Origin of the sequence: Sphingomonas sp. VDB2, assembly GCF_047946695.1 — a bacterium.
In the GTDB taxonomy this organism is placed as follows: domain Bacteria; phylum Pseudomonadota; class Alphaproteobacteria; order Sphingomonadales; family Sphingomonadaceae; genus Sphingobium; species Sphingobium bisphenolicum.
Window position 1 is genome coordinate 126847 of the sequence record NZ_CP159616.1, and the last position, 25092, is coordinate 151938.

General features: G+C 64.0%; 26 protein-coding genes. 14 read left to right on the forward strand and 12 right to left on the reverse strand.

The genetic code is table 11. The annotated features are described in order from the left end of the window. The first annotated feature begins 10 nt into the window (after nucleotides 1-10). Nucleotides 11-1408, forward strand: a complete 1398-nt coding sequence (locus ABT375_RS19075) for an N-acyl-D-amino-acid deacylase family protein (RefSeq protein WP_416465499.1) — start codon at nucleotides 11-13, stop codon at nucleotides 1406-1408. Here ABT375_RS19075 and ABT375_RS19080 read toward each other — a convergent pair whose 3' ends face one another. From ABT375_RS19080 to ABT375_RS19090, 3 genes are read right to left on the reverse strand one after another with little or no spacing between them, the layout of a single operon-like run. Then, complete coding sequence (locus ABT375_RS19080) at nucleotides 1409-2488, reverse strand: aldo/keto reductase (protein ID WP_416465501.1); 1080 nt, start codon at nucleotides 2486-2488, stop codon at nucleotides 1409-1411. It abuts the gene before it with no gap. Then, a complete protein-coding gene (locus ABT375_RS19085; protein ID WP_416465502.1) occupies nucleotides 2485-3897 on the reverse strand; it encodes an acyl-CoA reductase in 1413 nt (470 codons plus the stop codon). The genes ABT375_RS19080 and ABT375_RS19085 overlap by 4 nt, the downstream gene beginning before the upstream one ends. Nucleotides 3898-3913: 16 nt before the next feature. Next, nucleotides 3914-5290, reverse strand: coding sequence for a hypothetical protein (locus ABT375_RS19090; RefSeq protein ID WP_416465504.1), 1377 nt, complete (start codon nucleotides 5288-5290; stop codon nucleotides 3914-3916). A 217-nt stretch (nucleotides 5291-5507) separates the two neighbouring features. Between ABT375_RS19090 and ABT375_RS19095 the strand changes: the two genes are divergently transcribed. From ABT375_RS19095 to ABT375_RS19115, 5 genes are all read left to right on the forward strand, one after another. Next, nucleotides 5508-5882 carry a limonene-1,2-epoxide hydrolase family protein gene (locus tag ABT375_RS19095; protein ID WP_261937140.1) on the forward strand — a complete coding sequence of 125 codons (375 nt, stop codon included), beginning with the start codon at nucleotides 5508-5510 and terminating at the stop codon, nucleotides 5880-5882. Between the two features lie 11 nt (nucleotides 5883-5893). Continuing rightward, nucleotides 5894-6916, forward strand: coding sequence for an LLM class flavin-dependent oxidoreductase (locus ABT375_RS19100; RefSeq protein ID WP_416465506.1), 1023 nt, complete (start codon nucleotides 5894-5896; stop codon nucleotides 6914-6916). After that, complete coding sequence (locus tag ABT375_RS19105) at nucleotides 6909-7961, forward strand: hypothetical protein (RefSeq protein ID WP_416465508.1); 1053 nt, start codon at nucleotides 6909-6911, stop codon at nucleotides 7959-7961. The genes ABT375_RS19100 and ABT375_RS19105 overlap by 8 nt, the downstream gene beginning before the upstream one ends. Before the next feature lie 72 nt (nucleotides 7962-8033). Beyond that, the gene (locus tag ABT375_RS19110) at nucleotides 8034-8840 is read left to right on the forward strand and encodes an SDR family NAD(P)-dependent oxidoreductase (protein ID WP_416465510.1); all 807 of its coding nucleotides are present in this window, start codon (nucleotides 8034-8036) and stop codon (nucleotides 8838-8840) included. Nucleotides 8841-8879: 39 nt separating this feature from the next. Then, nucleotides 8880-9320 (forward strand): nuclear transport factor 2 family protein, encoded by a 441-nt coding sequence (locus ABT375_RS19115; RefSeq protein WP_416465512.1) that lies wholly within the window; start codon nucleotides 8880-8882, stop codon nucleotides 9318-9320. 5 nt (nucleotides 9321-9325) lie between these two features. On the opposite strand, the gene ABT375_RS19120 is transcribed toward ABT375_RS19115, so the two are convergent. Genes ABT375_RS19120 through ABT375_RS19130 form a run of 3 tightly spaced genes read right to left on the reverse strand, consistent with a single transcriptional unit; the run spans nucleotide 9326 to nucleotide 10878 of the window. After that, nucleotides 9326-9583 carry a cytochrome C oxidase subunit IV family protein gene (locus ABT375_RS19120; RefSeq protein ID WP_416465514.1) on the reverse strand — a complete coding sequence of 86 codons (258 nt, stop codon included), beginning with the start codon at nucleotides 9581-9583 and terminating at the stop codon, nucleotides 9326-9328. Between the two features lie 12 nt (nucleotides 9584-9595). Further along, nucleotides 9596-10180 (reverse strand): cytochrome c oxidase subunit 3, encoded by a 585-nt coding sequence (locus ABT375_RS19125; RefSeq protein WP_261937146.1) that lies wholly within the window; start codon nucleotides 10178-10180, stop codon nucleotides 9596-9598. Then, entirely contained in the window at nucleotides 10177-10878 is a 702-nt protein-coding gene (locus ABT375_RS19130; RefSeq protein WP_261937147.1) for a hypothetical protein, read from the reverse strand. Before ABT375_RS19130 ends, ABT375_RS19125 begins: the two co-directional genes overlap by 4 nt. 147 nt (nucleotides 10879-11025) lie before the next feature. Here ABT375_RS19130 and ABT375_RS19135 point away from each other — a divergent pair, with 147 nt between their 5' ends. The 4 genes from ABT375_RS19135 to ABT375_RS19150 all read left to right on the forward strand — a co-directional run bounded on the left by ABT375_RS19135 (nucleotide 11026) and on the right by ABT375_RS19150 (nucleotide 14518). Continuing rightward, nucleotides 11026-11418, forward strand: coding sequence for a nuclear transport factor 2 family protein (locus ABT375_RS19135; protein WP_416465516.1), 393 nt, complete (start codon nucleotides 11026-11028; stop codon nucleotides 11416-11418). Further along, nucleotides 11415-12788, forward strand: a complete 1374-nt coding sequence (locus tag ABT375_RS19140; protein WP_416465518.1) for a phosphotransferase — start codon at nucleotides 11415-11417, stop codon at nucleotides 12786-12788. The genes ABT375_RS19135 and ABT375_RS19140 overlap by 4 nt, the downstream gene beginning before the upstream one ends. Before the next feature lie 74 nt (nucleotides 12789-12862). Continuing rightward, entirely contained in the window at nucleotides 12863-13705 is an 843-nt protein-coding gene (locus ABT375_RS19145; protein WP_416465520.1) for an SDR family NAD(P)-dependent oxidoreductase, read from the forward strand. A gap of 30 nt (nucleotides 13706-13735) precedes the next feature. Then, nucleotides 13736-14518 (forward strand): hypothetical protein, encoded by a 783-nt coding sequence (locus ABT375_RS19150; RefSeq protein WP_416465522.1) that lies wholly within the window; start codon nucleotides 13736-13738, stop codon nucleotides 14516-14518. Between the two features lie 4 nt (nucleotides 14519-14522). Here the strand turns inward: ABT375_RS19150 and ABT375_RS19155 are convergent, their stop codons facing one another. After that, a complete protein-coding gene (locus ABT375_RS19155) occupies nucleotides 14523-15155 on the reverse strand; it encodes a glutathione S-transferase family protein (protein WP_416465524.1) in 633 nt (210 codons plus the stop codon). A 159-nt stretch (nucleotides 15156-15314) separates the two neighbouring features. Here ABT375_RS19155 and ABT375_RS19160 point away from each other — a divergent pair, with 159 nt between their 5' ends. From ABT375_RS19160 to ABT375_RS19170, 3 genes are read left to right on the forward strand one after another with little or no spacing between them, the layout of a single operon-like run. Next, complete coding sequence (locus tag ABT375_RS19160; protein WP_416465525.1) at nucleotides 15315-16127, forward strand: SDR family NAD(P)-dependent oxidoreductase; 813 nt, start codon at nucleotides 15315-15317, stop codon at nucleotides 16125-16127. A 16-nt stretch (nucleotides 16128-16143) separates the two neighbouring features. Further along, nucleotides 16144-16524, forward strand: coding sequence for a VOC family protein (locus tag ABT375_RS19165; RefSeq protein WP_261937154.1), 381 nt, complete (start codon nucleotides 16144-16146; stop codon nucleotides 16522-16524). Between the two features lie 58 nt (nucleotides 16525-16582). Next, the gene (locus ABT375_RS19170; RefSeq protein WP_261937155.1) at nucleotides 16583-17410 is read left to right on the forward strand and encodes an SDR family NAD(P)-dependent oxidoreductase; all 828 of its coding nucleotides are present in this window, start codon (nucleotides 16583-16585) and stop codon (nucleotides 17408-17410) included. Nucleotides 17411-17425: 15 nt separating this feature from the next. Here ABT375_RS19170 and ABT375_RS19175 read toward each other — a convergent pair whose 3' ends face one another. Continuing rightward, a complete protein-coding gene (locus ABT375_RS19175; RefSeq protein ID WP_416465527.1) occupies nucleotides 17426-18520 on the reverse strand; it encodes a phosphotransferase in 1095 nt (364 codons plus the stop codon). 142 nt (nucleotides 18521-18662) lie between these two features. Between ABT375_RS19175 and ABT375_RS19180 the strand changes: the two genes are divergently transcribed. After that, the gene (locus ABT375_RS19180) at nucleotides 18663-19877 is read left to right on the forward strand and encodes an aromatic ring-hydroxylating oxygenase subunit alpha (RefSeq protein ID WP_416465529.1); all 1215 of its coding nucleotides are present in this window, start codon (nucleotides 18663-18665) and stop codon (nucleotides 19875-19877) included. An 81-nt stretch (nucleotides 19878-19958) separates the two neighbouring features. Here the strand turns inward: ABT375_RS19180 and ABT375_RS19185 are convergent, their stop codons facing one another. The 4 genes from ABT375_RS19185 to ABT375_RS19200 all read right to left on the reverse strand — a co-directional run bounded on the left by ABT375_RS19185 (nucleotide 19959) and on the right by ABT375_RS19200 (nucleotide 25080). Beyond that, nucleotides 19959-21107, reverse strand: a complete 1149-nt coding sequence (locus tag ABT375_RS19185; protein ID WP_416465531.1) for an aminoglycoside phosphotransferase — start codon at nucleotides 21105-21107, stop codon at nucleotides 19959-19961. A 139-nt stretch (nucleotides 21108-21246) separates the two neighbouring features. Next, a complete protein-coding gene (locus ABT375_RS19190; protein WP_416465533.1) occupies nucleotides 21247-22389 on the reverse strand; it encodes an epoxide hydrolase family protein in 1143 nt (380 codons plus the stop codon). A 15-nt stretch (nucleotides 22390-22404) separates the two neighbouring features. Beyond that, on the reverse strand, nucleotides 22405-23499 hold the full coding sequence (locus ABT375_RS19195) for a phosphotransferase (protein WP_416465534.1): 1095 nt from the start codon (nucleotides 23497-23499) through the stop codon (nucleotides 22405-22407). Between the two features lie 3 nt (nucleotides 23500-23502). Next, on the reverse strand, nucleotides 23503-25080 hold the full coding sequence (locus ABT375_RS19200) for a phytoene desaturase family protein (RefSeq protein ID WP_416465536.1): 1578 nt from the start codon (nucleotides 25078-25080) through the stop codon (nucleotides 23503-23505). Nucleotides 25081-25092 lie beyond the last annotated feature (12 nt).

The following is a 25092-nucleotide window of genomic DNA, read 5'->3' on the forward strand; positions in this document are numbered from 1 at the left end:
GGCCGGACATATGGAAGCAAGCGATCCGATCAAATTTTCCGTTCAGCCCTTGCAAGAGGGAGCCGTCCACATATGGAACTGGGAGAGCTTCCCCGACTATCTGAAATCACTGGAAGCGCGCGCCTGGGACGCCGATGTCGGCGCCTATATTCCCCATTCGCCCCTGCGGGTCTATGCGATGGGCCAGCGCGGGCTGGACCGCGAACCGGCGACCGCGGCGGATGTCGCGCGGATGGCGGAGCTGGTGGCGGAAGGGATGGCGGCCGGCGCTCTCGGTTTCGCGACGTCGCGGTCGCTGGTGCATCGCCGCGGTGACGGCGCCTTCATCCCTTCTTTCCAGGCGGACAGCGACGAACTGGTGGCGATCGCCCGATCGGTCGGGGATGCCGGGCGCGGCGTGCTGCAGATGATCCCCAATCTCGACACCGCCGACTGGGCCAGCGATTTAGAATTGATGAAGCGCATGACCAGCGCCTCGGGCCGTCCGCTGACCTATTCGCTGGCTCAATGGTCGACCGATCCGCAGGGCTGGCGGCGGACCATGGATGCGCTGGCCGAGCATAATCGCAGCGGTGCGGGGCCGGTGCTGGCGCAGGTATTCCCCCGGCCGATGGGCGCAATGTGCGGCCTGTCGACATCGGCCAACGCGTTCAGCCATTGTGCGAGCTATCGCGCGATCGCGGACCGGCCGTTGGCGGAAAAGGTCGCCATCATGCGCGATCCCGCTTTTCGCGCGCGACTGATCGCGGAGGAGCCGGACGAGACGCCGACGCCGCTGCATCGCTTGCTGCGCACCTGGGGCAATATCTATCCGCTCGGCGCCGAGCCGGACTATGAACCTTCACCCGACCAGAGCATCGCCGCGCTGGCCGCAAAGCGCGGCGTTAGTCCGGTCGAGCTGGTCTATGACCTGATGCTGGAACAGGACGGGCATGCGCTGATCCTGATGCCATTTTCCAACTATGCGGAAAAGTCGCTGGACCCTGCGCTCGCAATGATGCGCGATCCCTACAGCATCGTGGGACTGGGTGATGGCGGCGCGCATTATGGCATCATCTGCGATGCCAGCTATCCGACGACGATGCTGGCCTACTGGACCCGCGATCGGGCTGGCGAGCAACTGACGATCCCGGCGGCGGTCAAGGCGCTGAGCGCGGACAATGCCGATTTTCTGGGTCTGCGCGACCGGGGACAGCTGAAACCGGGGTTGAAGGCCGACATCAACCTGATCGATCATGGCGCGCTGCGCCTGCATACCCCCCATGTCGTGCATGACCTGCCCGGCGGCGGGCGTCGCCTGGCGCAGCAGGCCACCGGCTATCGCGCCACGATGGTCAGCGGGATCATCACCCGGCGGGACGGCGCCGATACCGGCGCGCGTCCCGGAAGGCTGATCCGCGCCGCCTGATCAGGCGCGCGGCCGGATGTTCGTGCCGCCCGTCAGTCCGTGGCGGATGAAGGGTGAGGCAAGGAAATCATGCGGAAAGCCGAGCGGTGTACGGCTCACTGCATCCAGCCGTTCCAGTTGCGCGGGCTCCAGCGTGACGCCAAGCGCGGCGACATTGTCCGCATATTGGCGCATCGTCCGTGCACCCAGCAGCGGCGATACGACTGCTGGATTGGCAAGGGTCCAGGCGATCGCCACTTGCGCCGAGGTGACGCCCATCTCGTCGGCGACGCCCTTGACCGCGTCCGCAATGGCCACCACGCGCGCATCGATGCGGCCTCCCGCTTCGAGCAGAGCACCGCGACCGCCAGTCTCGCCGGCTTGGGCGCTGCCGCCGGTCGCATATTTGCCCGACAACATGCCGCTCGCCAGCGGCGACCAGGGCATGACGCCGATACCCAGCGCCTTGGCGGCGGGGATGAGGTCGCGCTCGGCCGTGCGCTCCACCAGATTATATTCGGACTGCAAGGCCACCAGCTGGCTCCAGCCACGCAATTCCGCCATGGTCTGCAACCGGGCCATCTGCCAGGCGGGGGTGTCCGACAGGCCAAGATAGAGGATCTTGCCCTGTCTCACGAGGTCGTCGAACGCGCGCAATATCTCGTCTGCGGGCGTGGTGTCGTCCCAGACATGGAGGAAGAACAGGTCGATCCGATCCGTCTTCAGCCGCTTGAGGCTCGCTTCCACCGTTTGCACCATATTGCGGCGGCTGTTGCCGGCGGCATTGGGGTTGCCGACCGAATGAGTCAGCGAATATTTGGTGGAAAGGACCAGCCGTTCGCGCTTCGCCTCCGCGAACTTGCCCGTCAATATCTCCGACGCGCCGTCGGCATAATAGCCCGCCGTGTCGATAAAATTGCCGCCCTGATCGACATAGCTGTCGAAGATGCGGCGGGATTCCTGTTCGTCGGCGCCCCATTCTTCGCCAAAGGTCATGGTTCCCAGCGCCAGCGGCGAAACGCGCAGGCCCGAGCGGCCAAGCAAGCGATAGCTGTCGAGCGACAGCGGCTGAGTAGTCGTCTGTGTCATGATCTGGTTCAATCTTTCGCTGCTTCCGTTACGACCCAGTGCATCATCTCGTGCACGGGCCATCCCCCGTCGTGCGGCAGGCCGCCGAACTTTCCGGTGTTGATGTTGCCGAGGCCGACGATGCGCTGGGCGCCCGCCGAGGAAAGCCTGTCGCGCACCTCGGCAATGCGGAAGGGGGGATAGACCCCGACCGACTGGGTCGCGACGGTAACATGCTGGATCGCATCGGCCAGCCGGTCCACTGCGACGACGTTGACGAGCTTGCCGCCCGGATTGAACGACACCGGTTCGCTGGAGCGGATGACCATGCCCCGGCCATCGGGACGTCCGAACAGGCGGTAGATGGGCTCCAGATTGCCCAGCATGTCCAGTTCGTCGATCAGCATGGCGGGCGGCAGCGGGCCGTCGGGACCGGAGCCATAGCGGATGTCCTGGCCCATCGCCTCCACCAGCGCTTCGCAATAGCGGTCGACCTCTTCGTCCGATCCCTCGATGAACTGGAAGCGGGCGCAACTGCACGCATCCTGGTTGAAGGCGATGATGTCGGCTGCGCTCCTCTCGGCGATGGTCGCGAGGGGCACGCCGTCGAACGCTTCGCGACCGATCAGCGAGATGGACACCTTAGGATCGAAGGACATGATCTCGAAGCCCGGTGCGGCATATTGCATGGCATGGCGTACCGCCGCCTCGCCGCCCCAGACCGCGAGCTTGTCGAAATATTGCGAGCGCAGGATGTGATTTTCGATGCTGACATCGCCGCCGCGCCAATAGGCGGCGGAGAAGGAGCGCGTCACAGGATGGTTGGGGCCGACATCCGCCATCGTCCGTAGCAGGGCGGTCGCCGTGAACATGTCGTTGGACGGCATCTTCAGCAGGTGGACGCCCTTGCTGATCGCCCCTCGCACGATCGTGACCGGCGGCACGATCGGGGCGTTGCCGGCCAGAACATGCACCATCCGCGGCGGGAAGGCGCGGATGTCGAAGGCCGTGCCCTGAATATCGCGCCGCGCCCAGCCATCCAGCACGTCGAGCGATCCCAGCGACTGTTCGGCTTCCGCCTCGAGCGCCTCGCGGGTGAAGAACCAGGCGATATCGCGGTAGCAATTCTCCAGGATGCGGGCGCCCAGACTGTTGCAGCGCAGATTATAGGCCGCGGCTTCCTGGAGATGGATGTTCCGGTCGAAATCGAGCGCCTTGCCGACTTCGACGAGAAAATCCACGATCTCTGCAAGCGGCGTGTCGAAGGCGGGACCGGGCTGGCTTCGCGGCCAGATCAGCGAGTCCAGATCGATCGACGGGGTCATGACCGTCGAGCCGCTGGCCCGCGAACGATGCTCCACGGCGGCGTCGAGTTGGACCACGCCCTTGATCACATGGGGAACGAGCAACCGGTCATTATCGGCGATGATTTCATGCAGCATGTCTGTCTCCTGTCGCTCAGGCCGCGACGGGCTGAGGTGCGGTGATCGATCCGCGCACATAGGAATTGATCGATCCGGCGCAGCTCAGCTTGTCCTCGCCCTCCTCCAGATCGGCGTAACGGGCGATCGCGTGAACCACCGGTGTTTTTACGCCCTCCAGGCCGGAGCCGAACTCCACCTGCACCTTGTCGCCGGAGATGATGCCGCCCCAGCGGCCGTCGGCCAATATGTCGAAAAATGCCATGCGGCCTTCGACCCGACCGATATCCCTGGTCGTGCCCAGCAGCGTTTCGCCCGGCTTGTCGAGGATGAGGGGGATGATCCATGGCGGCACCGCATAGGATTGGGTCGGCTGGATTTTGGCGCAGAAGCCGCTCATTTCGACCATGGCATAGGAACTGGTGATGCGGTCCGGTGTGACGCCGAAAAAGCCCATAATCTGTTCCTTATAGTCGGCCGGCACAGCCGCCCCCTTGGTGCCGCCGCCAAAGCTCATCAGCGTGTCGGGATGGAAATCGCCGTCCTTGATCCCGCGCGCGCGCAGGGCCTGCACGATCTGCCAGGCGACGCCATACATGACGCCGATATACAGCGGGCGATCCCGGCGGCTGACGAGCAGGTCCATCCAGGCGTCGAACTCGCCGGCCCGCGTCTGCTGGCGCGCCTCGACCTCCGCCTCATAGGCGGCGACCTCGCCGGGACCGACCTTGCCCGCCGCCAGCAGGCGGCGTAGCTGCGCGGGGCGCATGGCGTCGAAGGCGCGCATCGGATAGTCGCTCAGGCGATGAAATTCGCCCGGCGCGGCCCAGCGCGGGAAATGGACGTTGCAGAAGTCGATCATCTTGTGGGTGCCGCGCGGCGGCATCATGGTGAAGACCGAGCGGCCATGATCGGGGACATAGGCCGGTGTCGACAGGTCGGCGGCCGCCAGACAGGCGGCGAGCGACAGGTCGCGGTCCTGCGTCGACTGGTTGAGGAAGGAGGATTTGCCCGAGGTCCCGCTCGACGCGAAGACATGGTGGCCCGCCGCCCTGGCGCGGTCCAGCCATTCGTCGATGTCGCGCACATCCGCAACGTCGATATTGTCGGTGGCATGGCTGCTCAGCGTGCCGAGCCACATGTTCATATGCTTCCACTGACCATTGTCGACGAAGGCCTCGGGATAGCTTTTATAATTGGTGTGGGCGAACAGGAGCGGGACGAGGTCGGCCAGGCTGTCGATGCTGTCGATACCGGCTTCTTTCGCCCGCTTGTCGAGAACCCTGATCTGCTGGCGGCGCTCCACGAAGCGCTCGCGCGCCGCTTCCAGTTGCAATTCGGCCAGATCGTCCGGGGCATTACGGAAAGGATCGGGCGACCGGGCAAGGGCGATCAATTCGTCAACGGCGCTCATCAGTGAAAACTCCTCTCAGCTTTGCCGGGAAGTATAGGCGACGCCCGATATTTGGCCGCTCGATTCACTGTTATGGGAAGGACATACTATTCTCAGCATGACCTTTCTGCCCGATGACGTACCGCTCCCCGTCAAAATCAGGCTGCTATCTTTCGGCAGGGCAGAAGGCCGACTCCCCGCGCCATGATGCCCGCGCAACACAGGAGCAGGGGGTGACATGCCCGGTCCACTGGACGAAGCATTGGCGTTTTTTCGGGAAAGCAGCGGCGCACGCGAAGATATGCTGTCCGCCATGGAGCGCCGGTTCACGGTGGATACGCGCTGGGAAAATGTCGGCGTGGCGACGACCGTCGGGATCGATCAGGCAAGGGCGTTCGTCGAGGGCTTTCTGGGCCGGATTCCTTTCGAACGCTGCGCGGTCGTGGTCCATCATGCGGCGGCCGCGGGCAATGTCGTCCTGACCGAGCGCAGCGATATTTTTTACGGGCCGGACGGGCAGGAAATATTCTCGCTGCGGCTGATGGGCACGCTGGAAATGGACGGCCCCCATATCGTCGCCTGGCGCGACTATTTCGACACAAGCGGTTTTTAAAAGGGGATGGCATGACCGATCGCAAGGCTGTCTGGGCGCAGATCGTCCCGATGCCGGGGGCCAATCTGTCGGCGCTGGCGCAGAGCTACGAAGCAGCGGGTGTGGAAGGGGTATGGGCGCCCCAGATGTTCGGCGCGCCCTTCACGACGCTGGCCGCCGTCGCGCCCGCTACGCAGCGCATCAAGCTGGGGACCGGCATTGCGCTGGCCTTTGTGCGCAGTCCGCTGGAGACAGCGTGCAGCGCCATCGATCTGGACCTCATCAGCAATGGTCGGGTGGTGCTGGGGCTGGGATCCAGCGCGCAGAGCCAGATCGAGGGATCGTTCGGCAGCGCCTATGGCAAGCCGCTCGCCCATATGCGCGAGATCGTGGGCATGATCCGCGCGATCGTGGCGCGCGGGCATACGGGCGAACTCACCGAATTGGCGGGCGACTATCACCGGCTCGACCTTTCGCACTTCCGCCTGCTGCACAAACCGGCGCGCGGCGACATTCCCATCGTCCTGCCGGCGGTGTTCCAGAAGGCCTGTGCGCAGGCGGCGGAAATTGCCGATGGGCTGCTGGGACATCCGCTTTGGAACGATGCCTGGATCGAGCGGGAAGTGGCCGCCCATGTGAAGGCTGGGCTGGATCGGGCCGGGCGCGCGCGCAAGGATTTCTCGCTCAACATTTCGATCTTCACCGCGATTTCCGACGACAGGTACGAGGCGATCGAGGATTGCCGGGGGACCGTGGCCTATTATAGCCAGTCACCGCAATATCTGCGCTATTTCGAGGAAATCGGTTTCGGCCGCGAGGCCTCGGCGATCCAGGCCGCTTTTGCGCAGGGCGACATGGCGGGCATGGCGACGGCTTGCACCGACGAGATGGTGGAAAGCATCGCCGTGGTCGGTACGGCGGACGAGGTGCGGGGGCGGGTCGCGCGGCGCGCCGCCCTGGCCGATGCGATCACGCCGGTGATCCCGCATTATGGCCTGTCGCCCGAAAAGAGCGCGATCTACACGCAGCGCATTGCGGAGACATTCTATGGCTGATCCCACTGCTGTCGCGGCCATGGCGGGGGACGGACTCTACAACCGGCATTCGGGCCTGCAACAGGCCAATCTGCAATCCGCGCTCCCGCTGCTGGAGGATGCGGCGCGGGCCGTCGGCGACGGTTCGGCTGGTCCTGTCACTATCGTCGACTATGGCGCGTCGCAGGGGCGCAATTCGATGGCGCCGATGGCGACGGCCATCGATCTGGTGCGCGCGCATGACGCGCGGCGGCCGGTGCAGGTCGTGCATACGGACTTGCCCTCCAACGACTTCACGTCGCTATTCGGCCTGCTGGACCGGGACCCGGCCAGCTATCTGAACGGCCGGCAGGGCGTCTTTCCGTCCGCCATCGGCCGGTCCTATTTCGATACGATATTGCCACCCGCCAGCGTGGATCTCGGCTGGTCCTCCAACGCGCTGCACTGGATGAGCCGCAACCCGGTCGACGTCGCCGATCATGGCTGGGCGATCTTCAGCCGATCCGCGCAGGCGCGGGCCGCCGTCGAGGCGGTGCTGGCGGATGACTGGCTGGCCTTCCTGAAGGCGCGCACCGTCGAATTGCGACCGGGAGGGCGCCTGATCTGCCAGTTCATGGGCCGGGGCGCCGACAGCCACGGATTCGAATGGATGGCCGGAAACTTCTGGCAATCGATCGTCGCCATGGAAGGCGAAGGACTGTTCAGCGCCGACGAGACGCTGAGGATGACGGCGCCCTCGGCGGGGCGTTCGATCGATCAGATACGCGCCCCTTTCGATGCCGGGTTGGTGCCAGAGCTGGAACTGGAGCATCTCGCAGCGATCCCATCCCCCGACCCCTATTGGGACGCCTATCAGCGGAGTGGCGACGCGGCCGAACTGGGGCGACAATGGGCGACCATGATGGGCGCGGCCAACGGTCCTAACTTCCTGGCACGGGTCGATGCATCTCGTGATCGGGACGCCTTGCTGGCCAGTCTGGTCCAACGGGTCGCAGACCGGGTCGAGGCCGATCCGCAGCGCAGCCGTGCCTTCATCCTGATCCTGTCGATCCGGAAGGCGGTTTGAGGCGCGACGGGTGCCGATCAAAGCGGCGGGATCGCCCCCCCCGTCAATGAACCATAAGTGAGAGGACGCTGCATGACCCGACTGGCCGACAAAATCTGCATCATCACCGGCAGCGGGAGCGGCATCGGACGCGCCAGCGCGCTGATGTTCGCGCGGGAAGGAGCGACGGTGATCGTTGCGGACATCCGCGCCGAAGCTGCCGAGACGACCGCACAGGCCGTTGCCGAGGCCGGCGGATCGGCGCGCGCGATGACCGTCGATGTCGGCGAACAGGCCGATCTGGAGAAGATGGTCAGCCAGACGATCGCCGACTTCGGTCGCATCGACGTACTCTTCAACAACGCCCTGTACGTCAACCAGGACCACGCCATGCGCGACATGGATTTCCTGGCCTTCGACCCCGACATCTTCCTCGCCAATCTGAGGGTGAATGTATTGGGCGCGGTTCTGGCGAGCAAGCTTGCCATCCCGCATATGCTGGAGCGCGGCACGGGGTCGATCATCTCCACCTCGTCCGGCAGCTCCATGGGCGGGGATATCACCGCCTACAGCTATGGATCGTCCAAGGCCGCGCTCAACTGGTTCGTGCAGGCGATCGCCGCCACCTATGGCAAGCGGGGCATTCGCAGCAATGCGATCCTACCCGGTCCGACGCAGACGCCGGCCAAGTTGCAATGGTCCACGCCCGAGATGGACCGGCTGTTTCTGGAGGTGCTCAACACCCCCTTCATCGGCGAGCCGGAAGACATTGCTGCCATGGCGCTGTTTCTGGCGTCCGACGAGTCCCGCTACGTCAACGGCATGTTGTATCCCGTCGATGGCGGTCAGAGCTGCACCGTGCCGTTCATCGGCGTGACGCGGGCACTGTCTGCCGGATGAGTGGCAAAATCAGGCAAGATAGCACAGGAAGAGGAGAGAATGATGGGCGTCGAACTGGAACGGAAGGTGCGGGAATTTTGCGATGCCTGGGGCAACGGCAGCGACGCCAGCAGACCGGACGTCGAAAAGATTCTGTCGATGATGGCGGAGGAGGCCGAATGGCAGCTCTGGGTTCCCGGCGGTCCCGTCGTGAAGGGCAAGACGGCGTTGCGCGAAGAGATCGAGCGACAAATGGCCTTCGCCACCAACAACAAATGCAATGAGGTGAATATTCTCTCCAACGACCGGATGGTGATGCAGGAGCGGTCGGATACCGCCATCATCATGGGACGGCCCTGTCCGCACCAGATGGTCGCCATCTACGAGTTCGACGATGACGGGCTGATTGCGCGCTGGCGCGAATATCTCGATATGGCCGACCTCACGCGCAAGATGGGCATAGACGAGGCCGCCGCCGGCGGGACGCAAGTGCCGGCCTGATTGCCTCAGGCGCGGAACAGGGCGATCAGGATCAGGCAGGTCAGGATCGCCCAGCTCTGAAATCCCCAGAGCAGCCAGCGCGGCGCGTGCCGCAACTCCATGAACTCGCGCCCGACGAGCAGAACCTTCGTGAAGGCGATGACGAGGATGGCGGAGCGCAGCAGAAAGGCATTGCCCAACGCCATCGTCTCGAACGACAGAAAGGTCGCGGCGATCAGCATCGCCCAGACCCATGTGATGCGGCTACGCCAGATCATGGCCATGAAACAGCTTTCCTAGAGCAGGTAGAGGAGGGCGAAGAGGATGATCCAGAGCAGGTCCACCAGATGCCAGAAGGCGCCGCTGCCCTCGATCAGGGCGACGCCGCCCTGCATCCGGCCGGACCGGTCGAAGCGTGACAGGGTGAAGCACAACACGCCCAGCCCGATCAGCACATGCACCAGATGGATGCCCGTAAACATATAATAATAGATCGAAAAACTGTTGCTGTTGAGCGTGAAGCCCTGCGCGATCTTGGCCGAATATTCGAACGCCTTGACGACCACGAAGCCGCTGCCGAGCAGGATCGCCCCCAGCAGCAACCGGCGCGCCCTGTCGTCGCCCCGGCGGACCGCCGCAACGGCCTGCGCGACGAAGCAGCTGCTGGTCAGCAGCAGCAGCGTGTTGAGCAGGCCCAGGCGCCGGTCGAGCAGCGCCTGCGCACTTTCGAACAGCGCCAGTTCCTGCTGCCGGGCGAGCGCATAGGTGACGAAGAAGACGGCAAAGACGATGAGATCGCCGCCAATGAACACCCATACGCCTTCCTCACCCGGCACATGGCCGCGCGGAGGCGAAGCGGCGGCTTGCGACGCCGCCATCATTCGCCGCCCAGCGCGTCGCGCTTGATCGCGCCGAGCATGGCGACAATCATCAGGTTGAACCAGATACCGAACACGACGGCAGGCATCCAGAAGGCCAGGGCGCCATTCCAGGCGAAGGGGCCGGTCTTGAACAGGCCAATCGCCAGCCCGGGCAGCAGCAGCACACCGGTCCACAGGTTCATATAGCCCAGCCAGCGCGGCAGGATGGGTTGCGCGCGGCGATCGCCCAGAATGACGAAGCCGGTCAGAAGATTCTGCACGAAAGCGGGCACGGCCGGCATGACGAACAGCAGAAAGGCGATATCGCTCAGCGCGCTGACGACGGCGTCCGGCCGGTCGAGCCGATAGGCGGCCGCCGTGAAGATCAATCCGGCGAAGAACAGCGTGACGAAGCCGAAGGCCACGACCATCACGAAGGCCCAGGTCAAAGGCGAAACCGGGCCTTCGATCTTCTTCATGAAGGTGGCGACCGCCGCGAGGAAAGGGAAGAACAGCACCGAGGAAGAGGCGATCAGGATGGCGCCCGCCAATATGCCGATCTGGTGGCTGCGATAATAGGCTGCGACCTCTGCGGCGGGCATGGACGGATCCAGCGGCGGGAACATGTGCGCGACCGGCCATATGCCGACGAACATCATTGTCCCGGCTATTGCGCCCATATAGGTGCATAGCTTCATCGTCATGCTCTTGGTCGTCATGCGCTCTCCCCCTCCACTTTCTTGTGCGAGCGAAGATTGTGGAGCGATCGCGACGAGGCCACCCGCCCATGGATAGGGTTCCTGACGGCGGTCCCACCTGCACAAGGGCAATCCACGGCCATGGACCTGGAAGCATCGGAGAGGGTGATGAGCGATATCGAAGCGAACAAGGCGGTGGCCCGCCGCTATATGCGGGCCGTGGAAGAGGGCGATGTCGAGATGATCGAGGCGCTTCAGCATCCCGATTGCCAGTGGTGGATATTGGGCCATGGTGATATGAGCCGGGCCGACTTCATCGCCAGCGTGAAGGGCGGCTTGCTGAGCGCCCAGAAGCGCACGGCCGAGGTGATCGCGATCACCGCCGAAGGGGACCGGGTTGCGGTGGAAGTCCAGGGCGAGATGGTGTTTCCGGACCGGGTCTATCGCAACGCATATCATAATCTGCTGATCATCCGGGACGGACAGATCATTTCGGGCAAGGAATATATGGACACCCGCGCCGTGGCCGAGGCTTTTTCGGCCGGGGAGCGCGCGCAGTGACAAATGCCGCGCCGCTCAACAATTATGATGATGCCGCGGTCGGCCGGATTACCGCCTTTGTCGAACAACTGACCGGCGGCAAGGTCGTCGGGCTTGAACGCCTCGTCCGCTGGCGTCCCTCCTGGTTCGTCGAGGTCGAAACGGAAGGGGCGGTTCGCCGCCTGCACCTGCGCGGCGACCGGGGCGGCGATGTGTCGATCTTCCCCAACCTCAAGCGCGAGGCGGACGTTATCGCCGTGCTGCACGGCCATGGGCTGCCGGTGCCGGAGATTTACGGCTATCTCGCCGATCCGCCCTGCATCGTGATGGAGGCGATCGAAGGGACGCGCGATTTTTCGGCGCTCGATGCCGCCACGAAAAGCGCTATCGGCCGAGTTTATATGCGGGCGGTGGCTGCGATGCACCGGTTGCCGGTGGAACCCTTTATGGCTGCCGGCGTGCATCGGCCCGAGGGCGCCGAGGCGATCGCGCTGGTCGGTCTCGACGCCTATATGCCGCATTACCGGCGCACCAAGAGCCGGCCCGAGCCGTTGCTGGAATTCGTCATCGGCTGGCTGCGCCGCAATGTGCCCCGGCACCGTGATCGCGCCAGCTTCATCCAGTTCGATTCCGGGCAATATCTGGTCGATCAGGGCGCGATGACCAAGCTCTATGATTTCGAATTTTCCATGATCGGCGATCCGCTGGTCGACATCGCTACCATGGGGATGCGCAACAGCTATGAACCGTTGGGCGCACCGCTGCCGGAACTGGTGCGCTATTATGAGGAAGCGACGGGCGAGCCGGTCGATCATGACGCGGTGGTGTTCCACGTCCTGCAATTTTCCCTGCTCGGCACGATGCAGTTCACCGGGACGGTCGGCAAGCCATGCCCCGGCGATCCGCATTCGGTCTATCTCATGTTCGATCTTGCGCTGCGCCGCTCCATCCTGCTGGCACTGTCGCACCTGACCGGCGATCCGCTGCCCGACCTGCCGCCGCTGGAGCAGCGCAGGGGCGACAATGCACCGCTGCTTGCCAAGCTGGTCGATACGCTTGGAACGCTGCCGGTAACGGGGGAGGCGGCGGAAGCGCACAAGGCGCAGGTCGCCGAACTGATCGAATGGGTGCAGCGCGCCGACGACCATGGGGCGGAGATGATCGCGCGCAACATTGCGGATGTCTCCGCGCTTCTCGGCCGCCGCTTCGACCGCTGGGCCGATGCCGCCGAAGCGCTGGAGGCGCATATCCTCAAAGCGGGTCCGGAGGAGGACGCCGTGCTCATAACGCTGCTTGCGACCATCGAGGAGCGGCGGCTGCAACTGTTCGGGCCGACGAAGCTGGGCGAGGCGGCGTGTCATGTCGTCCTGCCGGCGACTCGTCCGGACTGACGGGCACCGCGCTCTTGGTGTCGGACAGGTTACGTTCCTGTCTGTCATGCCGATAATGTGGACAGGAGAGGGATATGAGTGACAGAATAGTGCTGGTGACGGGCGCGACGCGCGGGCTGGGACGCGGCATGGCGCGGGGTCTGGCTTCTCGGGGCCATGTGGTGGCGGTCACCGGGCGCGACCAGGCGCAACTTGCCGCAGTCGTGGAGGAAATCGAACAGGCTGGCGGCAAGGGCATCGCGCTGCTGTGCGATCATCGGGATGATGACGCGGTCGAAAGGGCGTTCGCACATCTGGCGGAGCGGACGGACGGCAGGCTGGACCTGCTCGTCAACAATGCCGCCGCTGTCTACGGACCGGAACTGGTCGCGCCGGGCGGCTTCTGGGAAAAGCCGCTGAGGCTCGCGGACATGATCGCGGTCGGCCTGCGCTCCAGCTATGTCGCGGCCTATCATGCCGCGCCGTTGATGGTGGCGGCGGGCAGGGGGCTGATCGCCAGCATTTCCTTCTATGGCGCGGTATCCTATTTCCACGGGCCAGCCTATGGCGCGGCCAAGGCGGGAACGGACAAGATGACCGCCGACATGGCGGTCGATCTCGCGCCGCACGGCGTGTCCGTCGTATCCTTCTGGCCGGGCTTCATCCTCACCGACGCGGTGAAAGCCATGCCGCCTGAAATGATCCCCGAAGAGTTGCGCGCCGCCATGCCCCATTGGGAAACGCCGGAATTTTCGGGCCTTGTCCTAGACCGCCTCGCACAGGACCCGGAACTTCCCGCCTTGTCGGGCCAGGCGCTGATCGGCGCGGAACTGGGGGAGCGCTACGGTATACGGGATACGGACGGCAAGCAGCCCCTGTCCTATCGGGCGACGATGGGCGCGCCGACGCCCTTTATGTCGCCCGTCCGGCACGGCTGAGAGGATAGCAAGAGAGGAGAGGCAAAAGAGATGATCGATGCCGTGCTGGTCGTTCTGACCAAAGCCGTTCCGGGCCGGGAGGCCGATATGGAGGATTGGTACAGCAACATCCATATTCGCGATGCGCTGCGTTTCCGGGGATCGGTCACGGCGCAGCGTTTCCGACTCGCCGGGAAGCAGCCCTGCACGCTCGAAGGCTTCGACTGGCAGTATCTCGCTCTCTACGATGTCTTCGATCCGGTGCGCTTCAGTCGCGAGCATCTGGACAATGCGCTGACGTCGCGGATGCAGGTGTCGGACGCCATTGATGATGGCGTTCTGTATGACTTTCACTATTATCCGCTGTTCTTTCAGGACAATGATCCGGATGCCGCGCATTCTGGCGGCGTCATCCTGGAGGAATTGAACCCGCCTGCGGACTGCGACGACCGTTTCAGAACATTGTATGCGGAAAGCTATTTCCGTGAAGCCGCTGCCCGACCCGGCGTCAAATCGGCCGCTTTCCTGACCTTTCGCACCTTTGGTCAGATGATCCCGGTGACGCCCGACTATCGCTATGTCGCGATCTACAAGATCAACGATCCGGCGGCGGCGCATGAAGCATGGCGAGGGGCCGACGCCCTGCTGGCGAACAGCGGCCTGTTGCAACCGGATGGGCTGCGTATAACCCAATGGGATTGCGTGACACCGCGTCTCACCAAGGACGATGTGCAGCATCCGACCGCCGCTGGCCTGGCGGAGGAGGAGCGCGCCCGCGCCCATATGGGCGACCGGGTCCGCACCGGCGGCGCGGAAAAGCTGGCGATGGCCTGATCCGTCAGGCGGTCGGGGGGCGATCGACAATGGCGCGCATCCGGCGATAGGCCGGGCGCGCCGCCATCCGCCCGACATAGGCGGCGATGTTTGGATGCCCCTCCACGTCGACGGACATGAACAGGCGCGTGGTGGTGAAGGGAAAGGTCATCATGATGTCGGCCGCTGTGAATCGGTCGCCCGCCAAATAGGGGGCATGCGCCAGCCGGTCATTGACCAGTGTCAGCAAGCGCGCCGCATGAGACCGGCCTGCGACGCGGGAAGGGTGATCCTGCGCGATGCCTGCGCGTTCAGCCATGATCTCTGTCACCAACGCCGGCATCAGGGAGGATTCGGCGAAATGGAACCAGAAAAGATAGTCCGCATAGTCCGCGTCGCCGGGATCGGCGCGGAGCGCACCGTTCGCCTGCGTCGTGGCGAGATAGTCCATAACCGCCCCGCTTTCGGCGATGCGTTGTCCGTCGGCCTCGATCACGGGTGACGAACCCAGCGGATGCAAGGCCTTGTAGGCCGGTTCCGCCGCGAGCGTTTCCAGCCGTGCAAAGAAGCGAATGTCATAGGGACACTCCATTTCCTCCATCAGCCAGACAGCACGTTCGGAGCGCGACCGGTCGAGTTGAAAGATGGTGACGCTCATGAAGGGCTCTCCGCTTGAGGAGCGCCATAGATGCGCTGCTTATCAATTCCACCAAACCTATCTTTATCTAGGTATGTCCGGACGCCTGCCGTGGCAGCGATCCGACGCGGCGGAAGTCCGGCTGCCCCCGCGCCCATGAGAAACAGGAGAGAAATGTCCATGACGGATCTATCGGGACGCGTCGCTATCGTCACCGGATCGGGCGCCAATATCGGGGAAGCCTGCGCGCGAGCTCTGGCAAAGGCCGGCGCGACGGTAATCCTGGCGGATATAGCGGCCGAACGGGCAGAGGCCGTCGCGCGGTCGATCCAGGCATCGGGCGGGCAGGCCCAGGGGATGGCGCTCGACCTTGCGCAGGAGGACAGCATCACGGCGCTGGTTGCAGATGTGATGCGGGAACATCAGCGCATCGACATCCTCCACAACAATGCCGCCGACACGCGGCTGGAGCAGATGGCGGCCGATGGCTCGCTTCTCGATCTCGACGCCGCAACCTGGGATCGCGCCTTCCATGTCAATGCGCGGGGCACGATGCTGATGATCAAGGCGGTCGCGCCGCACATGATTGCGGGCGGCGGTGGCTCCATCATCAACACCTCGACCGGCGTAGCGCTGACCGGCGACATCAACAATCCGTCCTATTCCGCGTCGAAGGCCGCCGTGAACGCGCTGACCCGCAATGCGGCGGTGCAGTTCGGCCGGTTCAACATCCGGGTCAATGCGGTCGCGCCGGGCCTCGTGCTGTCCCCACTTGCCCGTGAGATGATGACCCCCGATCAGATCGCCATGGTCCAGCGGCATGTCCTTCTGCCGCGCGAGAGCGTGCCGGAGGATATTGCCGGTGCGGTGCTGTTCCTGGCATCGGATGGCGCGGCCTTCATTACTGGTCAGGTGATCGGCGTGGATGGCGGAATCGTTCACCACACGCCCTATGTCGCCGATATGCTGGAAGGCATGAGCAGGGCGCACTGAGCGGATAGAAAGCGCGATGGGCATCTTCACGCATGTCTGCCTTGGCAGCGACGATCTGGCACGATCCGCCCGTTTCTACGATGCAGTGCTTGCGCCGCTGGGGATCGTCAATCTCGGTCCGTTTCTGGATCAGGGCATCGGTTATGGGCGACGGGTGCCCGAATTGCTGATCCTGCGCCCACTCCAGGGCCCGGCAGCATGCGGCAATGGTGCGACATTGGGATTGAAGGCGCCGGATCGCCGTGCGGTCGATGACTTTCATCGCGCGGGTTTGGCGGCGGGCGGGGAAGATGCCGGACTGCCGGGCCCCCGTGGAGCGGTGCCCCACGCCTATGGCGCCTATCTGCTGGACCCCGACGGTAACAAGATCTGCGCCTATTGTTTCGATCCGCCCTAGGCGGCTAGGTATCGCTGGTCGGCGCCCAGCGTTTGTCAGGTGGATAGAAGGAGGCGGAATGGTGGAATCTTTGGACGGTCGCGTGGCGATCGTGACGGGCGCGGCGCAGGGCATCGGGCTGGAGGTCGCGACCGTGCTGGCGGAAAGGGGCGCGACCGTGATGCTCGCCGACATCTTGGCCGATCGGGTGGAGGCGGCGGCGGATTCGCTGCGCGGCAAGGGGCTCAGGGCCGAGGCGGAGACGTTCGACCTGACCGACGAGGACAGCGTTTCCGCCGCTGTCGCGCGGATCGCAAGCAGGCATGGCCGGATCGACATCATCCATAATAATGCCGCCTATCAGACGGTCGAGCAGCGCGGGCTCGACCGGGATGTCGTCCATCTCGACACCGGCGCCTGGGACAAGGCCTTTGCCGTCAATGCGCGAGGTCCGATGCTGCTGTGCAAACATGCGTTGCCGGTCATGATCGCGGGCGGCGGCGGATCGCTCATCCATTCCGCGTCCGGTTTCGGCCTGTTGGGGGAAATGACGCTGACGGCCTATGGCGCGTCCAAGGCGGCGCTCATAAACCTCAGTCGCTTCCTCGCGACCCAATATGGCAAGCAGGGCATCCGGTCCAATGTCATCGCCATCGGCTTCGTCCTCAGCGACACAGCCGTCGAGACGACGCCGCAGGTGGTCAAGGACGTGCTGCTCGACCATCATCTCAACCCGGAGCTGGGCAGCCCGCGCGACATCGCCCATGTCGTCGCCTTCCTGGCGTCGAACGAGTCCCGTTTCATCAACGGCGCGATGATCCCGGTGGACGGCGGCTTTACCGCGCACCAGCCCACGATGGTCGATTTCCAGCGGCTGTTTGCGGCATCGGGGAGCAATCAGCTATAGCTGGTCAACGCGCTGTCAAAACAGTGCGTCGACCAGCTTCGCGGTTTCGAGATCCTCATAGGCGGTGGTCAGTCGCAGATGGTTCATGACGTTGATCTCCCAGCCATAGTTGACGACCGGGGTGGTCAGCCAGCCGATATAGACGCCCCATATCAGGGTCCGCCGATATTCGTCCCAGGCGCTGTCGAAGGCGGGCGGGCGCGCGACGCCTTCCTGTCCCAGGCGGTCCAGATAATAGCCCAGAAGATCGCGCTCATGCGCTCGCCGGTCCGCGACGGAAAGGCCGGTGGTCACGATATAGTTGACGTCGTGCATCGCATAGCCGCGCACCATGAGCTGCCAGTCAAGTAGGCCGGCCGTGCCGTCGGGCAGGCGATAGCTGTTGCCAAGATGCGTGTCGCCATGCAGCAGCGTCTGGGGCAGGGTAGATTGATGTCGCTGCACCGCCTGTACGCCTGCCAACAGCCTGTCCGGCGTGGTGCGCAGCCGCTGCACCATTTCCCGCTTGAAATTCTCGGTCTCGACCTCATGCGCGATATAGGCGGGCGCGAGTTCGTTCATCATCGTTGCGACCGCGCCTTCGACATGGGTTTCGACCCAGGCCAGATCCGCGCTGAACCGGGGCGACTGCCAGAAGCGGGCGTGCAGCCGGGCCAGTTGATCCAGCAAGGCCCGCACATCGTCCGGCCCGGTCCGCACGGTCGTATTGGGGAAGGTCGCTCCCCGCACGCCCAGATCTTCGAGCAGCAGGCCGAAATGCGTGGTGGCGGCATCAAAGTCGCCGCCGAAACAGCGCGGCGCTTCCATCGCGAGTTCCGGTCGGATGCCCCGGTAGAAGGCCACTTCATTGGCGTAGAAGGGGGCCATGATCTCATCGACCGCCCGGGTCAGTTTGAGCACCAGACGGGTGGGCAGGTCCGGGGACGTGTCATCGCGATAATCGACCTCGATCGCCACGCGACCCGCCGTCGACACCATCTGCTCGCCATAGGTCTTGGCGTCGATGATGCGCAAGGCGGTGACGGTCGCCCCCTTGCTCGCCGTGGCCAGTAGCTGGTTGATATAAGCGACCGTGATTCCGTCCGTGGATGTGGGATGTTTCAAGACCATAAGCATACTCATCGGGACAGAGGGCGATCAGCTTGCCGGGACTGTGACAGTGACGACCCTATCCAATTGCAGGTTCCGTGAACCGTGACGTGGCCAGTGTGACGGAAAATGAGCCTGCGGGCTTCTGAGACAGGAGAGAGCTATGCGTGAAGCTGCGTTGGAATTGCTCAACCGGACGATGGACGAGCAGTTGAAGCGATCCGAGCATCCCAGCGATTTTCCGGCCCTTCCACCGATTCCCGCCGGCCGCTACACCGACCCGCGTTTCGAGGCGCTGGAGAAGGACAGGCTTTGGAACCGCACCTGGCTGCTGGCCGGCATTGCATCGGACCTGCCCACGCCGGGTTCATACCGGCTGTTTCAGCATCTGGACCGCTCGGTCATTCTCTCCCATGGCAAGGATGGCCGGATCCGGGCCTTTCACAACGCCTGCCGGCACCGCGGTTCTCCGCTCCTGCTCGAACCGCAGGGGCGCGCCATGCGCTTCATTTGCCCATATCATGCCTGGGGCTACGACCTTGAAGGCACGCTCAAATCAGTCCCCAGCCAGCATGATTTCGCTTGCCTCGACAAGGCGGAAAACGGCCTGATCGAAGTGCAGTGCGATACCTATCGCGGCTTCGTCTTCATCAATTTCGATGATGATGCAGAACCGCTGCGGGACTTCCTGGGGGAATTCGTGGCGCTAACCGAAGGGTATCCGCTCGAACGCATGGTGGTGAAAGATCATTTCTTCGTCGAAATGGCGTGCAACTGGAAGATCGCCTATCACAACTTCCTAGAAATCTACCATGTGAACACGGTTCATCCCACGACGCTGGCGCCACATCTGGATTCGCGCAGTTTCGTGATAGCGCTTTACGAAGGTGGTCACATGCGGTTCGGGACCCGGAAGAAGGGCGGGGAGTCGCTGTTCAAGACGCCGCCGGTCAAACCGGACGACATCGCGCCGGTTTTCCTGGAAAATACGGTTGCGCTGCCGACCTTCCCCAACACATTTTTCTCGCTCGATCCGGTGGGATTCAACCTGCAATGTTTCTGGCCGATGGGGTCCGACCGGTCTGTCATGGAAGTGCGCCAGATGGGATGGGCGACCGACAGCGAGGAGGACAAGCTCTACTGGCAGGAGATGCGTGCGGCGACCGAGCATATCTTGTCCGAAGATCTGTGCCTGTTCGAAAATATCCAGCAGTCGCTGCGCAACGGGACGATCCCGTCGATCTGGGCGGGCTATCAGGAGCGCGCGCTTTACTGGTTCGAGGAAGAAATCGATCGGCGCATCGGGCCGGACCGGGTGCCGGCGGACTTGCGCGTTCAGCCGCGTATCGCGTCCTTCATGGCGCCGCGCAGCGCATGATCGCGCCGGTCGAGGCGGGGCAGCAGCGTTAGAATCGATCGCCCCCTGCCGCGACCCGTGCGCGGCAGGGGGCCATGACCGTCATTCACCCAGCAGTTTCCAGCTACCCAGGTCCTCGCCAGCAGCGAAGAACCGCTCGTTCATCGGCAGGCCGTTCTGGCCCCAATGGTCCATGTTCGCCACCCAGGCCTGGATCCCATACATCACCCAGCGCGGCACCTGTTCGTTCCAGATGGTGTCGAGATCGATGATGTTGGTCGCGCCTTCCCTGATCAGGCAGTCGCGATAATGGGCGATCAGGTCGCGATGATTTTGGCGGCGCTCCTCGATCGTCAGCGATCCGACGGTGAAATAGGTGAGGTCGCGCCATGGCCGGCCGCGCCGGCCCAACTGCCAGTCCACCCACATGCGCTCGCCATCGGGCTGGATATAGGTGTTGCCCTGGTGGCAGTCGCCCAGGATGATGCAATAGGGGGCGTCAAAGGCGCGTTCGAATGTGACCAGCCGGTCATAGGCGCGCTCGACCCGTCGCGCGTCGTCCAGATAATGTCTGGGCGCGATGGCGCGGAAATTGGGGTCTTTCAGATTTTCCTCGATCCAGTGCCACATGATGCGGACCTGGTCATAGTCGACCGGCACCGCCATGGATGTCGGTAGCCAGGGCGCAGCTTCGGGCGTGATCACAGGACTTTCCCACAGGCCGGCATGCAGCTTTGCCAGGTCCGCCAGCGCTGACGCGACACCGTCGACACCGGCATGTTGGGTCGAGTGGCCGAACTTGCCGCCCCGATCGATGAGATCCTCCAGCACGATGACGCCCCGCGCCGATCCGTCATCGTCCCAGTCTGCATAATAGCAGGTGGCCGTGTTGGCGGTGAGCTTGTTCGTCAGGAAATGGTAGAAGCGCGCTTCGAGCGCATGGATGTCGACATCGTCGAACATGCCCGACCAGTTCGACTTGATGCACAGATTGCGGGGCAGCCCGGCCGCCTGTCCGGCCTCGTTCCAGTCCACCGCGACACGCAATTTCGTGGTGTGGCTGTCGAACAGCTGCACGACCTCCATCGATTGCGCGACGACGCCCGGATATTTGTGGGCCAGCAACGATCCCAGCCACGCGGCGTCCGGCGTAAACCGGCCATGAGGCAGGGACACGGTGCGGGCGGGATAGGGGCGGGGAACAAGATGCCGGTCGATGACGGCAGGGGTGGCGACGGCGGGCTCGCTCATGCACTATCCTCTCTCTCTTGTGGGCTGCGTCGCCGTCCTGCATCGGTGCAGTCATCCGGCACGATCCCGATACGAGGGCGATTTTGATCGACGGAAGACAAATCGAGCCTGCCGCGCGATAGGTCGATTGCGAGAGGCGCTACCCTTGCATCGCGCTGAAGCAGGCCCGCAATTCTTCGACGAACAGCGCCGGCTGCTCGAAGGCCGCGAAATGGCCACCGGCGTCCAGCTCGTTCCAGTGAACGAGGCGCGGGTAGCTGCGTTTGGCCCAGCGCCGCGATGGCCGGAAAATCTCCTGCGCGAAGATGCTGACGCCGACCGGAAGGTCCAGCTTGCGCGCCTGAAAGGCATTGGCGCTTTCCCAATAAAGCCGCGCGGACGACGCGCCGCTGTTGGTGAACCAGTAGAGGCTGATGACGTCCAGTATTTCGTCTCGCGTCAGGGCATCTTCCGGTACGCCCCGATTATCGGTCCACGCCTGGAACTTCTCGTAGATCCAGGCGGCTTGCGCCACCGGCGAGTCCGCCAGCCCATAGCCGATCGTCTGCGGTCGGGTGCCCTGCAGCTTGGCGTAGCCGGAATCATGCTCCTGATAATATTGCATGCGCTCGACCGTTTTGGCCTCGGCGGGGGTGAGGTCGGCGAAATCGCTTTCCTCCGGAAAGACGAGCGGCATGTTGAGATGGACGCCGATACATTCGGGTGGGGCGGCCATGGCGATGGCGGTCGTGACCGCCGCGCCCCAATCGCCGCCCTGTGCGGCGAAGCGGTCATAGCCAAGGCGCCGCATGAGCTGGATCCAGCTCTGCGCGATCGTCTCGACGCCCCAGCCCGTGGCCGTCGGCTTGCCCGAAAAGCCGTAGCCCGGCAGCGAGGGGACGACGAGATGGAAGGCCGGCGCGTCCGTCGCGCCATGGGCGGCGGGATCGGTCAGCGGTTCGATCACCTTCAGAAACTCCAGCACCGATCCCGGCCAGCCGTGGGTCAGGATCAGCGGCAGCGCATCCGGTCGGGGACTGCGCACATGGATGAAGTGAATGGACAGGCCATCGATCGCGGTGGTGAACTGGGGCAGGGCATTGAGCGTCGCCTCACACCGCCGCCAGTCATAGCCGTCCGCCCAATAGTCGCACAGATCGCGCAGCGCCGTGAGCGGGACGCCCTGGCTCCAGTCTCCAACCGTCTGCGGTTCGGGCCAGCGGGTGCTGCGCAACCGGAGGCGCAGATCGTCCAGTGCCTCCTGCGGAACTTCGGCGCGAAAGGCGGTGATGGCGTCGGTCATCCGATCATCTCGTCATCAAAATTGGACGCCGAGCGCGGCGACCGTGCCCAAATCCTCGCCCGCGACGAAAATACGCTCGACAATGTGCATGCCCTTCTGGCCCCATTCGTCCATGTTCGCGATCCACGCCTGCATCGCATAGGGCGGCCAGCGGCGATAATATTCCCATAGCGTGTCGTCGTCCGGGACGCCGAGCGCCCCCGTTTCGACCAGGCAGTTCCGATAATGGCGCAGCAATTCCCGGTCATGGGCGCGCCGTTCCTCGATCGTGAGGGCGCCCAGTACGAAATAGGTGAAGTCGCGGATCGGCCGTCCCTTGCGGACGAGCTGCCAGTCGAGCCAAACGCGCTCGCCATCGGGGCGGACATAGCTGTTGCCCTGATGGCTGTCGCCATGGACGAGGCACCATGGCCCCTGTTCCTTGGTCTGCGCGAAATCGATCAGGGCATTGTAGACGCTATGCAGGCGCGAGAGATCGCCCTTGATCCAGCCCGGCAGGAAGGCCTGATAGTCGGGCTTGGCATGGTTCTGCTCGGCAAAGCCGTACATCATGGTCAGTTGCTGCGTGTCCACCGGCGTCGCCATGGAGACGGGTAGCCAGTCAGCCGCGTGAAGGACGGGGCTGTCCCAGAAGGCGCCATGAATGCGGGCGAGGCTGGCGACCGCGCGCGCCGCTTCCTCCACGCCCATATGGTCGGTGCTGATGCCGAAATGACCGCCCTCAATGGACAAATCCTCCATCACGACCAGCCCCTGACCGCTGTCGGAGCGTGGATCCCATGCCTCGAAATAGGATCGCGGGGCGGGGAAGGCGACGTGGCGGCGGAAATCCTCATAGAAACGCGCTTCGAGACGGCAGATGCCTTGGCTGTCGAACTGCGCCCAATTGGCCTTGAGGCAGACATTGTCGGGAATGCCCGCTGCCTTGCCCACATCGTTGAGGGCCAGCTTCACCTGATATTTGGTGGTGTGGCTGTTGCGGAGGAACACCTGCTCCATCCCCTCGACCACGATGCCGGGATAGCGCGGCTGCATGATCTGCGTCAGCCATTGCGCCGTCACATCGTCCAGATGGGCGGGGATGCCGACGGGATTGGGTTTGCTCGACATCGCTTATTTGATCTTCTTGAGTTCACGCAGCGCGCGGTTGGCGGCGATCCGCCCGGCGATGCCGGATACGCCCCCGCCCGGATGCGCGCCCGCGCCGCCGATCAGGAAGCCGGGGAAGGGCGGCTTGGGGCCGCCGAAACCGGTGGCGGGGCGATGGACGCCCGAACGCAGCGCGCCGAAATCGACATGGGTCACGCAGCCATTGGTGACGTTGAGCCGCTTCTCGCGTTCCCGCGCGGTCTCGACGAAGCGGCCGACTTCCGTATCCAGACCGTCGTAAAATTCACCCAGATGGGTGATGACGGAGGCCATTGTCCGGTCCTTGAGCGCAGGCGACCAGCCCTCCCGCGCGTCCACGGCGACGCCGGGCAGATAGACATAGGCGAGCGATCCGCCCGGAGGCGCCTGCGTCGGGTCGGAATTGGACAAGGGGCTGAGCGACATGGCGTGCCGATCGGGAATGTCGCCGCGCCGCGCCATGGCGAAGGATTCGCGCACCTCCTCCGGCGTGCCGATCAGGCCGACCGCCTTGTTGAGATCGGCGTCGTCATGCCGCAGATCCTGATGCTTCTTGAGGCTGAGCGGCCCCGACATGGCGATATTCGCGAGGAAGGGCGCGGCGTTCGACCGGTTCGCCGGCGCATGTTCGATCCGCTGGGTCAACGCCCGCGGCACGCCGCCGGGCGTCGTGAGGCGCATGGCCGTGCGGGGATCGCAGGTCGCGATGACCATCTTCGCGCGGATGACCCGGCCGTCCTCCAGTCGCACGCCCTTCGCCGCGCCGTCATCGACGATGATCTCGGCGACGGGCGCATTGAGTTCGATCGTCGCGCCGGACGCCTCAATGCTGCGCGCGAGCGCGTCGGAGAAGGATTGCAGGCTGCCGATGGGCTTGCCGGTGCCATATTTGTGGGTGACGGCGAAGATCATATAGGCGGCGGCATTGCCGTCGTCATCGACCGGGCCTGCGCCTGCCGCGATGCCCAGCAGCAGGGCGATCGTCGCAGGATGCTCGAACCGTTCGCAGGCGATCTGGTCGGCCGTCGCCTTTGACATGGCGATCAGTTCGTCCTTCAGCCGGACATTGCGGACCGCGCTGCCGATCATCTTCGACAGGTTCTTGACGTCCGGCCGCCCCGGCTCGGCCATCATCAGCGGAAAGCCGATGTCCATCATGACGTTCAGTGTCTTCATGAAGTCCAGATATGCTTTACCGTCATTGCGGTTGATGCGGGCAATATCCTCCGCCGTGCGATGATAGTCGTAGAAGAGCGCGATCGAGCTGCCGTCGGGATGGAGATAGGCGTAGGTCGGATCGGGATCGACCGTGCGCAGGCCATATTTGGGCAGGTCGAAATCTTCGATGATGCCCGATTTGCGGGCGAACAGCAGTTCGACCGCGCAGGGCGTCACCAGATGCTCGGGCGCTTCGGGGATCATATAGCCCGAGCTGGTCATGCCGCCGACCTTGGCCAGACGCTCGACCACGACGACCTTCTTGCCGGCCTTGGCCAGATATCCGGCGGCAGCCATGCCATTATGTCCTGCGCCGATGACGACGACGTCGACCTGATCCGTCATTTCCTCTTCCCC

Bases quoted from the DNA above. Each gene is read 5' to 3' on its own strand.
- ABT375_RS19075 (WP_416465499.1), top strand. From the start codon at position 11: ATGGAAGCAAGCGATCCGATCAAATTTTCCGTTCAGCCCTTGCAAGAG.
- ABT375_RS19085 (WP_416465502.1), bottom strand. From the start codon at position 3,897: ATGCTGCATGAAATCATCGCCGATAATGACCGGTTGCTCGTTCCCCAT.
- ABT375_RS19090 (WP_416465504.1), bottom strand. From the start codon at position 5,290: ATGAGCGCCGTTGACGAATTGATCGCCCTTGCCCGGTCGCCCGATCCT.
- ABT375_RS19095 (WP_261937140.1), top strand. From the start codon at position 5,508: ATGCCCGGTCCACTGGACGAAGCATTGGCGTTTTTTCGGGAAAGCAGC.
- ABT375_RS19100 (WP_416465506.1), top strand. From the start codon at position 5,894: ATGACCGATCGCAAGGCTGTCTGGGCGCAGATCGTCCCGATGCCGGGG.
- ABT375_RS19105 (WP_416465508.1), top strand. From the start codon at position 6,909: ATGGCTGATCCCACTGCTGTCGCGGCCATGGCGGGGGACGGACTCTAC.
- ABT375_RS19110 (WP_416465510.1), top strand. From the start codon at position 8,034: ATGACCCGACTGGCCGACAAAATCTGCATCATCACCGGCAGCGGGAGC.
- ABT375_RS19115 (WP_416465512.1), top strand. From the start codon at position 8,880: ATGATGGGCGTCGAACTGGAACGGAAGGTGCGGGAATTTTGCGATGCC.
- ABT375_RS19120 (WP_416465514.1), bottom strand. From the start codon at position 9,583: ATGGCCATGATCTGGCGTAGCCGCATCACATGGGTCTGGGCGATGCTG.
- ABT375_RS19125 (WP_261937146.1), bottom strand. From the start codon at position 10,180: ATGATGGCGGCGTCGCAAGCCGCCGCTTCGCCTCCGCGCGGCCATGTG.
- ABT375_RS19130 (WP_261937147.1), bottom strand. From the start codon at position 10,878: ATGACGACCAAGAGCATGACGATGAAGCTATGCACCTATATGGGCGCA.
- ABT375_RS19135 (WP_416465516.1), top strand. From the start codon at position 11,026: ATGAGCGATATCGAAGCGAACAAGGCGGTGGCCCGCCGCTATATGCGG.
- ABT375_RS19145 (WP_416465520.1), top strand. From the start codon at position 12,863: ATGAGTGACAGAATAGTGCTGGTGACGGGCGCGACGCGCGGGCTGGGA.
- ABT375_RS19150 (WP_416465522.1), top strand. From the start codon at position 13,736: ATGATCGATGCCGTGCTGGTCGTTCTGACCAAAGCCGTTCCGGGCCGG.
- ABT375_RS19155 (WP_416465524.1), bottom strand. From the start codon at position 15,155: ATGAGCGTCACCATCTTTCAACTCGACCGGTCGCGCTCCGAACGTGCT.
- ABT375_RS19160 (WP_416465525.1), top strand. From the start codon at position 15,315: ATGACGGATCTATCGGGACGCGTCGCTATCGTCACCGGATCGGGCGCC.
- ABT375_RS19165 (WP_261937154.1), top strand. From the start codon at position 16,144: ATGGGCATCTTCACGCATGTCTGCCTTGGCAGCGACGATCTGGCACGA.
- ABT375_RS19170 (WP_261937155.1), top strand. From the start codon at position 16,583: ATGGTGGAATCTTTGGACGGTCGCGTGGCGATCGTGACGGGCGCGGCG.
- ABT375_RS19175 (WP_416465527.1), bottom strand. From the start codon at position 18,520: ATGGTCTTGAAACATCCCACATCCACGGACGGAATCACGGTCGCTTAT.
- ABT375_RS19180 (WP_416465529.1), top strand. From the start codon at position 18,663: ATGCGTGAAGCTGCGTTGGAATTGCTCAACCGGACGATGGACGAGCAG.
- ABT375_RS19185 (WP_416465531.1), bottom strand. From the start codon at position 21,107: ATGAGCGAGCCCGCCGTCGCCACCCCTGCCGTCATCGACCGGCATCTT.
- ABT375_RS19190 (WP_416465533.1), bottom strand. From the start codon at position 22,389: ATGACCGACGCCATCACCGCCTTTCGCGCCGAAGTTCCGCAGGAGGCA.
- ABT375_RS19195 (WP_416465534.1), bottom strand. From the start codon at position 23,499: ATGTCGAGCAAACCCAATCCCGTCGGCATCCCCGCCCATCTGGACGAT.
- ABT375_RS19200 (WP_416465536.1), bottom strand. From the start codon at position 25,080: ATGACGGATCAGGTCGACGTCGTCGTCATCGGCGCAGGACATAATGGC.